The sequence below is a fragment of the Indolivaga capnocytophagoides DSM 22835 genome, from assembly GCF_000426485.1.
Taxonomy (GTDB): domain Bacteria; phylum Bacteroidota; class Bacteroidia; order Bacteroidales; family Dysgonomonadaceae; genus Dysgonomonas_A; species Dysgonomonas_A capnocytophagoides.
The window spans coordinates 132,925-148,299 of record NZ_AUFL01000012.1; the positions used below are offsets into that span (position 1 = coordinate 132,925).

The 15,375-nt window shown below is 38.5% G+C and carries 15 protein-coding genes; 2 read left to right on the top strand and 13 right to left on the bottom strand.

Annotated features, from left to right (window positions below; translation table 11 throughout):
• Positions 1-11: 11 nt before the first annotated feature.
• The 8 genes from K322_RS0107320 to K322_RS0107355 form a co-directional block, all read right to left on the bottom strand.
• Positions 12-590 (bottom strand): gliding motility lipoprotein GldH, encoded by a 579-nt coding sequence (locus K322_RS0107320; protein WP_087880854.1) that lies wholly within the window; start codon positions 588-590, stop codon positions 12-14.
• On the bottom strand, positions 481-2,109 hold the full coding sequence (ricT, locus tag K322_RS0107325) for a PSP1 domain-containing protein (protein ID WP_051290695.1): 1,629 nt from the start codon (positions 2,107-2,109) through the stop codon (positions 481-483). Before ricT ends, K322_RS0107320 begins: the two co-directional genes overlap by 110 nt.
• Positions 2,110-2,228: 119 nt before the next feature.
• Positions 2,229-3,347, bottom strand: coding sequence for a DNA polymerase III subunit delta' (gene holB / locus K322_RS0107330; protein ID WP_026626303.1), 1,119 nt, complete (start codon positions 3,345-3,347; stop codon positions 2,229-2,231).
• A 92-nt stretch (positions 3,348-3,439) separates the two neighbouring features.
• Positions 3,440-4,393 (bottom strand): methylenetetrahydrofolate reductase, encoded by a 954-nt coding sequence (locus tag K322_RS0107335; protein ID WP_026626304.1) that lies wholly within the window; start codon positions 4,391-4,393, stop codon positions 3,440-3,442.
• Between the two features lie 43 nt (positions 4,394-4,436).
• On the bottom strand, positions 4,437-5,774 hold the full coding sequence (rseP, locus tag K322_RS0107340; RefSeq protein WP_026626305.1) for an RIP metalloprotease RseP: 1,338 nt from the start codon (positions 5,772-5,774) through the stop codon (positions 4,437-4,439).
• Positions 5,775-5,918: 144 nt separating this feature from the next.
• Positions 5,919-6,578: an RDD family protein gene (locus K322_RS0107345; protein ID WP_026626306.1), complete on the bottom strand. Its 660-nt coding sequence runs from the start codon at positions 6,576-6,578 to the stop codon at positions 5,919-5,921.
• A 15-nt stretch (positions 6,579-6,593) separates the two neighbouring features.
• Positions 6,594-7,739, bottom strand: coding sequence for a 1-deoxy-D-xylulose-5-phosphate reductoisomerase (locus tag K322_RS0107350; protein WP_026626307.1), 1,146 nt, complete (start codon positions 7,737-7,739; stop codon positions 6,594-6,596).
• A 7-nt stretch (positions 7,740-7,746) separates the two neighbouring features.
• Positions 7,747-8,676 carry a murein hydrolase activator EnvC family protein gene (locus K322_RS0107355; protein ID WP_026626308.1) on the bottom strand — a complete coding sequence of 310 codons (930 nt, stop codon included), beginning with the start codon at positions 8,674-8,676 and terminating at the stop codon, positions 7,747-7,749.
• Positions 8,677-8,985: 309 nt separating this feature from the next.
• Here K322_RS0107355 and spt point away from each other — a divergent pair, with 309 nt between their 5' ends.
• Entirely contained in the window at positions 8,986-10,197 is a 1,212-nt protein-coding gene (spt, locus tag K322_RS0107360; protein WP_026626309.1) for a serine palmitoyltransferase, read from the top strand.
• An 80-nt stretch (positions 10,198-10,277) separates the two neighbouring features.
• Positions 10,278-11,579, top strand: coding sequence for a T9SS C-terminal target domain-containing protein (locus K322_RS0107365; RefSeq protein ID WP_026626310.1), 1,302 nt, complete (start codon positions 10,278-10,280; stop codon positions 11,577-11,579).
• Between the two features lie 9 nt (positions 11,580-11,588).
• On the opposite strand, the gene K322_RS0107370 is transcribed toward K322_RS0107365, so the two are convergent.
• From K322_RS0107370 to K322_RS0107385, 5 genes are read right to left on the bottom strand one after another with little or no spacing between them, the layout of a single operon-like run.
• Positions 11,589-12,692: an RnfABCDGE type electron transport complex subunit D gene (locus tag K322_RS0107370; protein ID WP_035331611.1), complete on the bottom strand. Its 1,104-nt coding sequence runs from the start codon at positions 12,690-12,692 to the stop codon at positions 11,589-11,591.
• 38 nt (positions 12,693-12,730) lie between these two features.
• Positions 12,731-13,051, bottom strand: a complete 321-nt coding sequence (locus tag K322_RS21150; RefSeq protein WP_260203392.1) for a 4Fe-4S dicluster domain-containing protein — start codon at positions 13,049-13,051, stop codon at positions 12,731-12,733.
• A complete protein-coding gene (locus K322_RS18870; protein ID WP_260203401.1) occupies positions 13,048-14,019 on the bottom strand; it encodes an RnfABCDGE type electron transport complex subunit C in 972 nt (323 codons plus the stop codon). Before K322_RS18870 ends, K322_RS21150 begins: the two co-directional genes overlap by 4 nt.
• Positions 14,016-14,942 (bottom strand): FAD:protein FMN transferase, encoded by a 927-nt coding sequence (locus K322_RS0107380; protein ID WP_185095084.1) that lies wholly within the window; start codon positions 14,940-14,942, stop codon positions 14,016-14,018. Before K322_RS0107380 ends, K322_RS18870 begins: the two co-directional genes overlap by 4 nt.
• Positions 14,942-15,331 (bottom strand): hypothetical protein, encoded by a 390-nt coding sequence (locus K322_RS0107385; RefSeq protein WP_026626313.1) that lies wholly within the window; start codon positions 15,329-15,331, stop codon positions 14,942-14,944. The genes K322_RS0107380 and K322_RS0107385 overlap by 1 nt, the downstream gene beginning before the upstream one ends.
• Positions 15,332-15,375: the final 44 nt, after the last annotated feature.

Sequence of the window (15,375 nt, forward strand, 5' to 3'; positions counted from 1 at the left end):
GTTTTAGATTATTATTCAGAGGGAACAATCTTAACTCCGATCTTTTCGATGCCCGACAAGGGCTCATCACTCATTCCCTGTACTATTTTCAATGTATAATTACGTTTATCCGTAAAGATAAATTTCTTTTTATACGCAACTGTCAATTGATATATAGATCCGAAACCGGCTCCGTACCAGTTACCGTCTTTATCCGCTATTGTATATTCTATTTCATACGACACGGGCTTTTTCGATCCGAAATCATCGGCCGTATAAAACCAAATATTCTGGTATCCGTAATTAGGATTATTTACAACAACCAAATCAATATCACAAGGAATACCGGTCAATATAGCAGTTGAGTCTATTTCGAAGGTCAAAGTGTCCAACCTGCTCCAGGTGCTGCCCTTTAACTGCTTAAAGTGATAATATGCCTCCCGATTGTTACACGAGAGACATATTAAAGATATTATTATAACACTGAGTGTGTATATTGGCTTAAGCTTCATTCTGAGGGGTATTATCTTTTCCCTGATTATGGTTATCGTTATTCCTGTTTCTATTGCGATTGCGGTTATTACGACGATTGCGTTGCTGCTGGTCACCATTATTATTGGCATTAGCTTCTTCACGATTACCGTTCATTCGATGATTATTATTTGCATTGTTGGAAACACCAGGCTTCGAATCCCGATCTCTATCCCTATTCCGGTTTGGATTCGGATTCGGATTTTGTCCTTGCGATTGATTCTCATTCTGAGGTTGACGCTTGTCTCGGTCACCTCTTATAACCTTTTTCTTTCCACCATTGCGTACTCCGCCTTTATTATCAAATCGATTGATATTTTCTTGTTCCAGAATATCTTTTGTGGTCGCTTTTTCCTGCACCTCATCTTCATCAACGGTTAGCTTCAACGGCTTATGACCACCCTTATTCATTCTTATAACCTCATACACCCTGTCTTTGGGTAACGATATAAGATTTGCCGCAAAATTTTTGTCAGTCGAATAAGTCATCGTTCCCGACAAGATATCTGTTTTAAAATGGAAATAAGCACCGTCTTTGGTATCCAGAATAATATCTCTTGATGGCAATTTCCGTTGAGCTTCTACATAAGCATCCACCTCATAATTAAGACAGCATTTCAGCTTTCCGCATTGTCCCGCCAATTTCTGGGGATTTAGTGATATATCCTGAAAGCGCGCTGCTGAAGTAGATACCGAAACAAAGTTAGACATCGAACTCGAACAGCAAAGCTCCCGGCCGCAAGGTCCGATACCTCCTACCCGTCCGGCTTCCTGACGTGCTCCGATTTGTTTCATTTCTATCTTTACACGGAATTTTTCAGCATACACTTTAATCAATTGCCGGAAATCGACACGTTCATCAGCAATATAATAGAATATCGCTTTATTACCGTCTCCCTGATATTCCACATCACTGATTTTCATCTGTAATCCAAGCTCTTCGGCTATCTCTCGAGCCCGCAGCATGGTCTTATGTTCCAATGCTTTTGCTTCATTGTATTTATCAAGATCCGCAGGTTTAGCCAATCGGTATATCCGTTTGTGCTCTCCGGGTTGAGCCCGATAATTATTCTTACGCATCTGTAGAGGTACAAGCTTTCCGGTAAGAGTCACTTCTCCGATATCGTGTCCGGGGGTAGCCTCTACGGCAACGACATCCCCTTTATACAATTCGAGATTGTTACTGTTCAGATAATAGCCCTTTCGGGTATTCTTAAACTGAACCTCCACCATCTGAGAACTTGACTCAGCTTCAGGCAAATCGCTAAGCCAATCGAAAACCTCAAGCTTATGAGTCCCTTTGGTACAGCTGCACTTACTCTTTTTGGAACAGCCTCCGCAGCCTTTGCTTTCGGTCGATTTACTACTGCCGCATCCACAGCCTTCTCCTGTCTTACAACCACACGCACCTCCGGGATTCTTTCCACATGTACAGATATTGTCGTCAGCCGAAGTACTCATTTTAAATGTCACTTCAGGTTTTACTTCCGATTGATCTTTTCTATCATCTTTACATGTACATCCTATTGGGGTTTTGCAGGTTCCTTTGCAATCGTTTATACGTTTGCTTTCTCTATTGTGATTTAAACTGAACTCCATTATATATATTTAGATGTAAATAAAACAAAGTCCCTTTTCTCGACTTTGTGGGTTTATATTTTTTGAACAAGCTCCGGACTCCGATAAATCGGGTGTCAGCTTGTCGAATATGTGAATTGTTATCTTTTCAATAACATTGTTATCTTAAGACACAAATCGAAGAATACCATCTTCGCATTTACGTTTTGCTCAATATGCCTTTCGGCCAAAGCCAGTTCGTCTGTAAAATCAATGATATTACGCTCATTGATAAAAGGAGCGAAACGAACACCGAAATTAGCTTCATCTTGTTTCAGATAGACCATTTCGGGTTGATGGAGATTACTTACAAAATACTCTCGGATCATCCGCTGGCAATATACTAAAAAATTCTTTTGTCTTTCTCTCCCAACCGATGCAATTTCGTTTGCTATCGATTTTATATCCTTAATACTACGGGCATAAGACGAACGCATCATTGTAACAAACAGATTGAAAAAAAACTTATGTTCTTCGTTCAAGCTGATCGTTTCTATTGCTTTCAGATAGCTTCCATTAGCGATATGCGCAACAGATAACGCATCTTCGGGCTGAATATTATATTCAGATTGTAAAGCCTTAGTTATATCTTCTTTGGCTACATTATGAATATTTACACGCTGGCAACGCGACTGAATAGTGGTAATTATCTGATCGGGGCTATTAGAAACCAATAGAAAAACCGTATTGTCATAAGGTTCTTCTATTATCTTCAACAGTTTATTAGCACAAGCTTCATTCATTCTTTCGGGCAACCAAATAATCATTACCCTGTACTTAGCCTCATATATTTTAAGGCTTAGTTTTCTGATAATCTCTTCGCTCTCCCTTGTATAGATCATCCCCTGTGCATTTTCTGCTCCCAGATAAGCTAACCATTGGCTTATATTGAAATAGGTATGACTGGTTACGAATGTTCGGAAATCAGCTATATAATCGTCGCAAATTTCTTTTTTGTCTTTCTTTATTACTGGAAAAACAAAATGTAAATCGGGGTGAGCCAGATGCCTGTATTTTAAGCATGAGGCACACTTACCACATGGTTCATTTTCCTGAGGATCGAGACAATTGAGATATTGGGCGTATGCTATAGCCAAAGAAAACTTCCCTACTCCCTCCGGTCCGCATAAAAGCCTCGCATGGGGCACAATCCCTTTCTTCACCGAATTTATCAGTTGCTCTTTTATTTCTTGCTGCCCTACTATATCTCTGAAAAACACGTTATGCTATCCTTATTTTTTTTGTTTATTACTTAATCACAGTTAAATGATCGCTATCAACTATTTACCGTTAACAGATCATCATTAACTGACTAGTACACTTCTTTTGCTATACGGCGTACACTTTCGGTTGCCATCAGCGAATAAAAATGAATACTGGGTACTCCTGCCTCAATCAATTCTTTCGCTTGTTGTATCCCCCATTCAACTCCTATTTCTTTTGCTGCGGCATCGTCTTTACAAGCTCTAAGCTCAGAAGCAAGTTCTTCGGGTATATCCGAACGGAATATACGTGGCAATACTGTCAGCTGATTTTTCAGACAGATAGGCTTAATTCCGGGAATAATCGGAATGGTTATACCTTCGGCTCTACATCTATCAACAAATGAGAAGTATTTTTTGTTGTCGAAAAACATCTGCGTTACAACATATTCTGCACCCAAATCTTGTTTCATTTTCAAATAATGAAGGTCTGATTCGAAATTAGGAGCCTCCTCGTGTTTTTCGGGATAGCAAGCCATTCCATAAGAAAAAGGTGTATCGAATTTATCGAAAGTCGACTCATCGACAGATATTCCCTGATTAAATTCATTGACCTGTTTTTGCAAATCAGTTGCATGAGCATTGAAGTTTCCGACCATTTGCTCAGCATCTAATTTATTTGCATCACCTCTCAACAATAGGAGGTTATGTATTCCCAAAAAATTCAAATCGATCAATGCATATTCGGTTTCTTCTTTCGAAAATCCTTTACAGATCATGTGAGGAATAGCAATCACCTTATACTTATTTTGTATGGCAGCGGCTATAGCAACTGTTCCCGGACGTTTACGCACATTCACCTTACGCACCGATCCATCGGCCATATTCTTATAAATATTCTCACTGTGATGTGTAGTTATATTTATATACTTAGGATCAAACTCTATCAACTTATCTATTATATTGTATACCTTCTCTATGCTGTTTCCTTTCAATGGAGGAAGGATCTCGAAAGAGAAAGCCGTCTTTCCTTTATTCTGAGTAATTAAATCTGTAACTTTCATTATAGTATATATCGATTTTATCCGTTAATATGCCAACCATCTATCATTTGAAGATTGCCTTGAAAAGGTCGTTTCCATTTGCATAAATCAATAGTGCAAATAAGAATACCATCCCTGCAATCTGAGCATATTCCATAAATTTTTCATTCGGCTTACGACGAGTGATCATTTCATATAGAAGAAACATTACATGCCCTCCATCTAATGCAGGAATCGGTAATATATTCATTACCGCCAGAATAACAGACAAAAACGCTGTCATAAACCAGAACGCCTGCCAATCCCATGTCGCAGGGAAAAAGCTTCCGATAGCTCCGAAACCACCCAAATTAGAAACTCCTTCTTTGGTAAATACGAATCTCAGCTGAGCAACATATCCGCTCAATGTTTCTTTAGCGAGTTTCAATCCGGCGGGAAACGATTCAAAAAAGCCTATATTGTCATGTTGTGACTTAAAGTATTTATTAAAAGGACCTGAGTAAAAACCTAAAGTCCCTGTGCTATCGACATGAGCTGTAGCAGTATGTAAAGAATCGTCACGATAAAAGCTGATCGTAACATCCGTATTTTTTCTTTCAGTCAGTAATTTGCGTAAAGAAGAGAAAGACTCTACATGCTTGTCTCCTACCCCAACAATACTGTCCCGAGATACCAATCCCATTTTCAAAGCCTCGGACTCAGGCGTTACACTATCCACCACTGCTGGTAAAAGAACTTCGTAAGCCATTTTTTTAGAAGCAATTACCTTATCAGCAAAATCAGCAGGTAATTTTATTGTCTGAAGATGTCCTGCGCGTTCCACAACAACCTGTTCGGCTTTTACAAAGCTCATCAGAGTATTCATGTCAAGAGTTTTATCCATATGATAACGGAGGTCTTTACCATCGGCACTAACCAGTTTATCTCCATTGCGGAAACCTGCGCCTTGAGCAACTTCACTAAACTCCATCCCAGTAGAAATATCTTTCATCGGAATATAAGAATTCCCCCAGGTGAACAGAATCATCGCATAAATAAAAATAGCCAGCAGAATATTAAACAACACACCGCCAATCATAACCAAAAGCCTTTGCCAGCTTGGTTTTGAACGGAATTCCCAATCCTGGGCAGGCTGTTGCATCTGCTCCTTATCCATCGACTCGTCTATCATACCTGATATCTTAACATATCCGCCCAATGGCAACCAACCGATACCATACTCGGTATCGCTTTTTTTAGGTTTAAATTTGAATAACGAAAATCCTATATCAAAAAACAAATAAAACTTTTCTACTCTTATTTTAAAAACTCGAGCAAATAAGTAATGCCCAAATTCATGAACAATCACTAATATTGATAAACTTAAAATCAGCTGTAACGCCTTAATGAAAAATGTCTCCATTTATTATTATTTTCTTATATAAGGTCCTAGACCTATTTTATTTACTTACCAAGCATAACAACGACAGAATATTAGGTTTCTGAATACATCATTAAGTACTTGTTGTTATTAAAAATTTATTTTCTATTAATATCTGCTCATATCTCACGTCCTCAGGATCATATTTTCGATAAATAAGGAATACCAACTAAAGAAAATCATCAATCCCTGATAATACAGATACGATATCGCGGTACAAAAAACAGCAACCAATGCTATAGCAGTTATAAGTTTCTGAGTATCTATCGGCTGTTTGTTTTCTTCAGTAGCAGGAACAACTGTCGTTTTACAGAGAATATCTCCAAGACGCTGCCCCGAATTAGCCATATACAGGATAAATTCTACAGGCCAGATAACCAGAAACAAATTCCGTACAGCCATCCGAAGATAAGAAACCTGCCCCCCATCCAAACGCACCAATTGATACTTATGGAGCCGTTTACCAATACTCCTCCCCCCGAAAAAGTCTTTGCAAAGGAAATAAGTATAACCAATACCACAAGCAATGGAAAGTGGCAGCATCATAACAGACAGACCATTGAACATTTTTCTCATCAACATTAAGGACTCTTCTTCCGACATGTGAGCTGTACTTCCCATATATGAGTTCATATCAAACTCATTCTGAAACATCTTCATCGCAATGGCATTTGCTATAATAGAAATACACATCATCGGCAGATAATCTACAAATGCAGAAACAAGTCTGGAAGACTTCGAAACCTGTATCATTTGTTCCTGAATACAATTCTTTTGTTCATTCATAGTTTTAGCGGCTTATCAAATTAAAGATAATGCTATGTCTCTGGCTTCGTCATTAGAAGCAACATAGTCTTCGTATGCAGGTTTATTGATAAATGTTGTCTTTTGCATAGTTTTCTCGATAATATCACTCATTTCAAGAAAACCCACTTTATCTTTCAAGAAGGCATCTACCACGATTTCATTCGCCGCATTAACAATACAAGGCATATTCCCTCCAACATTTGCCGCTTCGAATGCAAATGCAAGATTACGAAAACGCGTCATATCGGCAGGTTCGAAAGTCATTGTTGCCAGTTTAAAGATATCCAGCCTTTCGAAATTCGATTTTAAGCGGTTAGGATAGGCAAATGCATATTGTATCGGCAATCTCATATCGGGCATACCCAGCTGGGCGATAATAGAAGAATCTTCGAATTGTACCATCGAGTGAATAATGGATTGAGGATGAACTACCACTTCTACCTGAGCAGGAGTCACCCCGAACAGCCATTTCGCTTCTATCATCTCAAAGCCTTTGTTCATCATAGTAGCCGAATCGATTGTGATTTTAGCTCCCATATCCCAATTGGGATGTTTTAAAGCCTGAGCTTTTGTAACTTTCTGTAATTGTTCTGGCGAATATGTACGGAAAGGGCCTCCCGATGCCGTCAGCAATATCTTCTCGATGGGACTATTCTCACCGTTCAAACACTGGAATATGGCAGAATGCTCGGAATCGACCGGCAATATAGGCACACGGTATTCCATAGCCAAAGAAGTGATGAGCTCTCCGGCTACAACCAATGTCTCTTTATTGGCCAAGGCAATTGTTTTTTTCGCTTTAATGGCACTGATAGTAGGAGCCAGCCCCGAATAACCCACCATAGCGGTAAGTACGATATCGATAGATTCGTCTTGCACTACTTGCGAAATAGAGTCTGCCCCCCCCCATACTTTTATAGGCAGATCAGACAAAGCCTCTTTCAAGGCTATATATTTATCATCATTGGCAATAACAACAATTTCGGGTTGAAACTCCCGAGCCTGCCTGATCAAGAGATCCAGACTGTTATTTGCTGTTATGGCATATACTTCAAACTTATCAGGATGTTCACGGACAACATCGAGAGCCTGAGTTCCGATTGATCCTGTTGATCCTAATATTGCGAGTTTTCGTTTCATTGTACTTTTAGAATGATATATATAGTTCGGGATTAACCGGACTACCTTTGTACCACAACTCAAACTGCAAAACATGTTTACGGTCTGTCGCTGCGGTTATATTTTCTTTGTTTCCTTTATCTTTTTTGTTTTTATTGCTCTCCACATCCCCGCTTTCACGGCTTACTATGGCAATAGCCTCTCCTGTACGGACTTTATCCCCTGTTTTTTTCAATAACATTGAGACCCCTTTATATACGGATATAAAGCCATTCTTGTGCTGCAACTGAAGGATATATCCTGCATCGGGGTCATAGCCTGCGAATACAACAACCCCTTCGAGCGTAGCAACTATATTATCACTGGCTGCGGCTATTTGCAAACCGTACCGGCGCAAGGACGCATTGAAATGACTTGTTACAACACCTCTCACCGGACGAAAGAAAGTAACTCCCTCGGTTGGAGCCTGATCGCTGGTCGAAATAGACGACAGGTTATATTTTTCAGTCTCTTCATAGTCCTGCCTGTATTTTTTTTCCCGGCTTGTACTTTTCAGAGATTTATCATCTTCGGCAATGCGTACAGTATCTACTTTATTCTTCGATTCGGGTTGTACTTTACCTGCAAATATGTCTTTTATATTCTGTAAATAAGCCTCCTGATAATGTTGTTGCTGCTCGAGAGAATCTACCTGCATTGCGGTTTTAATAGCCTGTTCCCTGATTTCGGAATCAAGATATCCCGGTAAATAATTTCTCAATGGAGTAGATATAATAATAACAGAAGACACAACCATCAATATGAACAAAGATGTCAGATATAACATAATACCATTAAACATCGAAACCCGAAGCTTCCAAACTTCCTCCAATGTATTCTCATTCAGAATAGACAGGCGGTATTTGAAATGCATCCGTTTCCAGAAGCTATGTCGGTTTTTATCTTTTCTCTTTGCCATTCAATATTTTAAGCAATAATACTCTGCTTTTTTATTATCTTATTCCCGCATGTAACAAAACCACATACAACAAATGAGATTTATTCAGAATTGCAAATTTAATAAAAGAAATAAAGTTAACGAATTTGATATTCACTATATTCTTTAAAGAAACATAATTTGAGGGTAATAAGATCGGGCTCTCTAAAATAAATTGGACAAAAACCTTTCTTTAATTATTTTTTAGTTATTTTTGCAGCCTGCTTTTTTGGGTGCTTGCATCAGATAAAGTAGTTATAATTAATATATCTTATTTATTATAAATTAAGTATGAGTCTTTTAAGCGAGAAACTATATCGGTATGATGCAGCACGCAATGCTCGCGCCGCAGGTATCTATCCTTATTTCAGAGAAATCCAAAGTGATCAGGATACAGAAGTTGTTATAAACGGAAAAAAAGTCCTGATGTTTGGCTCCAATGCCTATTTAGGATTAACTAACCATCCGGCAGTAAAAGAGGCTTCGATCGAAGCTATCAAGAAATATGGGACAGGAATGGCCGGTTCTCGTTTTCTAAATGGAACTCTAGACATACATGTCGAACTGGAAAGAAAACTTGCCGCATTTGTAGGTAAAGAAGATGCTTTGGTATATTCTACCGGATTCAATGTTAATCAAGGTGTTGTAGGGTGTGTTACCGGACGCGAAGATTATATTATCTGGGACGAACTGGATCATGCTTCCATTATAGAAGGAAACAGGGCATCTTTATCAAATAAACTGAAATTCCGTCACAATGATATGGAGTCGTTGGAAAAACAACTTCAAAAATGTGAACCCGATAAGGTGAAGTTGATTGTAGTAGATGGTGTATTCAGCATGGAAGGTGATGTTACCAACTTACCCGAAATAGTAAGGCTGTCTAAAAAATACAATGCGAATATTATGATTGATGAGGCTCACGGCCTTGGTGTTTTTGGCAAAAATTTCAATGGTAAAGGGGTTCATGATTATTTCGGATTGACCGATAATATGGATCTGATTATGGGGACTTTCAGTAAATCCCTTGCATCCATCGGTGGATTTATCGCTGCCGAAGAAGCAATTATTGACTATCTACGTCACAATTCACGCCCATATATATTCAGTGCAAGTATCACTCCTAGTGCTACTGCAGCTGCAAGCAAAGCGCTGGATATCCTTATTGCAGAGCCGGAACGTGTTGCACACCTTTGGGAAATAACAAACTATGCATTGGAAGGTTTCCGTTCTTTAGGATGTGAAATAGGGCATACTTCAAGTCCAATCATCCCTCTGTATATCAGAGATAATGAAAAGACATTTATCATCACACGTACACTTTTCGAAGAAGGCATATTTGTAAATCCGGTTGTATCCCCGGCTGTTGCGCCTAAAGATACACTGATCAGATTTTCATTGATGGCTACACATACAAAAGAACAAGTAGATATTGCATTGGACAAGATCGGACGGATTTTCCGTAAAATGGGGGTCCTTACTGAAAATGTAGAAAAAGCATAAATAATACTCCAGATAATAAGTTAACCCCTATTTCGTTTCAGGAAATAGGGGTTATTTATTTTTATTCAATATCTTTAAATATGATTAGAATAGTTATTGTCTGCCTGCTTGCTTTATTAGCCGAAAATATGTCAGCTCAGTTTTCTGTGCCATCCGGAAATACTGTATTTGATTATACTTCCAACTTATCGGGAACGGACATCAAACATATATATGTTTTTAATAAACTGACAGGAGCGACACTTACTTATTCGACCAACAGCTCCAATGTTGTAGCTTTCTATAAATATACGGGCAGCCTTTCAGATAAACAACCTATACCTACATCAGATATAACATGGAGTAACAGCAATAGCCAAACTATCTACACGATTAAAAACCTCGAAGACGGAAAAGGATACATTGCGGAAACCAATGGAAACACGACTGAAATAGTCGGCATAATTGACTACAGCCTACATATACCACAGCTTAACAGTATAGAAGTGTCGGAGGGAGAAGACAAATGCAGTTCGATAAAACTTCAGATAAATAAAAAGGACAACCTGTACTTCAATACACCTGCCGGAAAAATACTGCAAATAACCCGACTGTACGATTTGGAATACGAAACACTGGATGCTTCAACGAAAGAATTTACCCCGATAACTAACAAAATCGAATCAATAGCGATCGGATCGGATTTACCGGTAGATGCCCCTCTGATAGATACTAAATTCACAATATCGGGTGACCAATTCGCCAAATATTTTGGACAGTCAATAATTTTAGAAAGCGATACATACACAGCCATTGCAGTCAAAGGATATATAGAAACAGAACAAACATCCGTAAATACAGATAATGAGTTATCCGAAGAGTTAGGAGGATCGGCTCCTGTAGAAATTAAATTCTATGGATATGCAAACGAACCTGTGACATTATATTATACATGGTTTATATATAATCTGAAAAATCCGAATGATTTAGTCGCCAGATACACCGATAAAAATATATCTTACACATTCCGAGAATCAGGCGAATACAAGATTGTACTGGAGGTTGCCAATCGGTCTTCATCATGCCCTGACACTACCAGTATCAATTTTAATATAGACGAATCAAAACTTGAAATACCCAACTATTTTTCACCCGGAAAAGATGGAGAAACAACTAAAGAGTTCAGAGTCTATTACAAATCGCTGGTCAAGTTTAAATGTTCGATTTTCAATCGCTGGGGTAATAAGATATACGAATGGACAGACCCTTCTAAAGGATGGGACGGAAAATACAAAGGCAGCTATGTTTCTACCGGAGTTTACTTTTATGTCATCACAGCCGAAGGTTCGGATGGAAGAAAATATAAGAAGGGTGGAGATATAAACATTCTGCGAAGTAAGTAGCAAGAAGACTTACTTTATCTCTTTCATCGTAACAAAACAAAACCGGCATATAATAAACACAATATAAGCAAATATCAGATACCTCACGCAATCTATATGATGCAAATAAACTAAAGCGTAAGTAGCAGTGAGTATAGCTGCGGTGATCAATGTCGCTGATTTCAATATAGATAATACATTTGTCTTTTTACCCCATACTGTCGGTTTGAATACCCAATTGATAGGCACAACAAAGGCATTAACCAATAAAATAGAGTATGACATGTATTCGTGCCTAATATCATTAAGCAAGCACAGTACAGCAACCAAACCGATCATTGCGCCATAATACAGCTTACCACCTTTCGTAGAAGCACTTGAAGGCATATCGGTAGCCATAAAAATGGTACCTAACAAAAGACCTCCGACTGAAAAGCGTATATTTTCGGATGCAAATACTTGCAGCAACACAAAAAAGGTAACTAACAGCGCAAAAGGTATATGCCACGATATACGTCTGCGAAGCAATAAATATACACCTCCCACAATCAGGAGAATAACAGAATATTCACCTATTGCTCCGGAAGATTTGAAGAATAAGGAATTCAGATAAGTGATTAGGCCGGTATCTCCAAATGCACTGAAAATATTCAGGTCTTTAAAATTTACATAATCCTTATTATACCAGATACTCCCCGAAGTCATAACCGCAGGAAAAAACACAGTCATAAATTCACGTCCCACCAATGCCGGATTAAAAATATTACGACCTAACCCGCCCCAAAGGATTTTTCCGAAAATAACAGCCATAGCCGCCCCGAAAGCAACAATATACCAAGGAGTAAAAGGTGCCAATGTAAAAGCAAGCAGAATAGCTGTCACGATAGCTGAACCGTCTTTTAAAGTATCTTTTTTCTTCAAAAAGAACGAAGCGAAGAGTAGTTCTGCAACGACAGCACTGATTACAGCAATAAACATTACCAGAAAAGGAGCTTCGCCATAGGCAAAATAAGATATAACTGCACAGGGAACCAACGCCAGCAGTACATCAGACATTACCTCCCAAACACTATCACGGGCTCTTACAAACGGGGTATATATAGGTTCGGATCTATTTATTGTTTTTATTGACATTTTCTTAAATGATAGAGATTTTGTTGATCGTTTTCTTATTACGCCGGATGTTGAGTACTTATCAATTTCTGTTTACCCAACTTTATGCTCTCAATCAACGGCACATCACTCGGACAAATATATTCGCATGCAGCACATTCTATACATTGACTAAGACTGTATTTTTCGAGTTGCGAATATCTACCTTTCCGATAATTCTCTTCAAACTTCATCGGCATGAGGTGCATCGGACAAACATCAACGCAATAACCACACGAAATACAGTTATTTCTCTTGATTTTCTTCTTTTTAAATAACAATACTCCTGACGAACCTTTAGTTATTGGTGCAGATGTATCCACGACATTCTTCCCCATCATAGGACCTCCCAAAACCAGAATATCCTCATCGGGAATGCCGGGCAACCCCTGCGACTGCAAGATATGAGAAATAGGAGTTCGATAGATACTTCCAGATTTCCTATTCGTTTGGATTCTTCACCCGAAATAGTAATAATTCTTTCGACCAAAGGTTTTTGTTCAACAACAGCTTTATAAACTGAATAAACTGTACCTGCATTACTAACAATAATACCATTATCACGAGGAAGTACGCCTCTAGGCAATTCCTTGCCTGTAACCGATTTTATGAGTTGCAACTCTCCTCCCTGAGGGTATTCATTCGGTAATATCTTTACTCTTATCTGTCTGTATTCGGAACTGTTCAGCAAAGGTGTAAATACCGATAACAGGTCTTTATTCTGTTCTTCTATCGATAATACAATATCGGATGCTTTCAGTACCTTATTTATAATTAATATTCCTTGGAACAGTTCGGATGCACGTTCCTTCATCAGGATGTAATCCGAAGTCAGGTAAGGTTCACATTCAGTGCCGTTGATAATAAAAGTATCTATCTTATGCCCTTGCAACACATACTTGACGTGGGTCGGGAATTGCGCTCCCCCCTCTCCTACTATACCTGCTTCTCTGATTTTTTCAACAATCTGATCGTCGGTCCGGTTATTGTAATCAACAACCGGAATATCTATTTCATCGTTTATAAAATCATTTTCTAAAACAATCATATCAACAACAGTTCCATCTGCCAAAGGATGCTTTTCGATTGACTTAATTACACCCGAAACGGGCGCATGTACATTGGCAGACATAATTCCCGAAGCCTTAGCTACAAGTTGATATTTTTTCACTCTGTCTCCTACGCTGACAATTGGTTCGGAAGGCTTTCCTATATGTTGTGATAACGAAAGAAAGAGAACCGGAGGATTATCTATTGTTTCGATAGCTCTCTTTTTGGTTTGCCTCTTCATCGAAAAAATATGCATCATAATATTTTCTCTTTTATATTTTTTCGGAAATCTTCCGTGTAAGTTATATTATTATCCTGATCTACAAGAAAACCTGATACTTCATATTTTTCTTGTAAAAGATTCATCTTTTCTTTAAATCCCGGAGGTGATTGATTAAACAATCCGGTAGAAATAATATCGCCGACAAAACAGCTTTCGGATATTATCCCGATCTGCTGATTCGCTGAAGGAAATCCTGACACAGGACTTAATATATGCCCGTACTTCCGTCCATTGATTTCTAGAAAGATTTTATTTTGAGCGGATGTTGAATAAGCAGCATTCGATAACTTCAGTTTAAACAAATCCTCTTCACCCATCGTATTCTTTACATCAATAGTCCATTCCGGATGCACTTTATTGTTGATAGCCCTGATCGTACTACCTCCGGCATTGATAATAGCATCTGTGATACCTGCGTTCTTTATTTTTTGTACAAGTTTATCAACCGCATAAGATTTCATAAACGATCCGGTAATGATCTCCTGACCTTTTGCAATCTTAACCTGCGAATCCCGAATTTCTATTTTACGGTAATCAACCAAATGCTTTGCTGCTTCAATCTGTTCTTTAGATGGTACAACCCGTTCTTCATCTTTATAAAATCCCCATAGCCGAATCAAAGGCATTACGGTAATATCATACTCTCCATCGAATAAGCGGGATAAATAAAGTATCTCATTCAGAATATGAATAGTTTCCGAATCGACATCTACAAATTCTCCCGCATGCTTGTTGATTGAGTCGAAAAAAGAGCCTTCGCTGTAAGAATTATAATCCTTATCTACCTTTTCCAAGACGGCAAAAAACTCATCAAACAACCCTTCATCACAAAAAACGGGTATCTTTATTTTGATGTGAGCATGAAAAAGTTTGCGTACCTGAGCTTTATATACAAGCATTATTCCGTTGCGGTTGCTGATTCCGAGTTATCAGATTCAATCGTTGTTTTAGGAGCTTCTTTAACTTCTTCTTTCTTTACCTCTTTCGCTTTTTCCACCTTTTCTTTCGGCTGAGCTTTTGATTTCGGATCTTCTTTCTGAGCCTTTGGCTTCTCAGCCTCAGGTTTGACCTTTTCCGATAATAGCTTTTCGTCTGCAACCGGTACTGCAACAGAGTCTTCGTCTATAATGACCGGTTCAGCTTTCGAAATATCATTATCATCTGCTGATTTTTCCTGCATATCGGGTTTATCTTCTTCCCCGAAAATCGTATTTATCGCCGCCTTATTACCAAAGACAACAAGCACAATACCAAACAAGAATAAAATTACTTTTTTTAGAGTTGCCATCTTACTTTCTGTGGTCACAGACCTTTTTTGTTAATATATCAAGT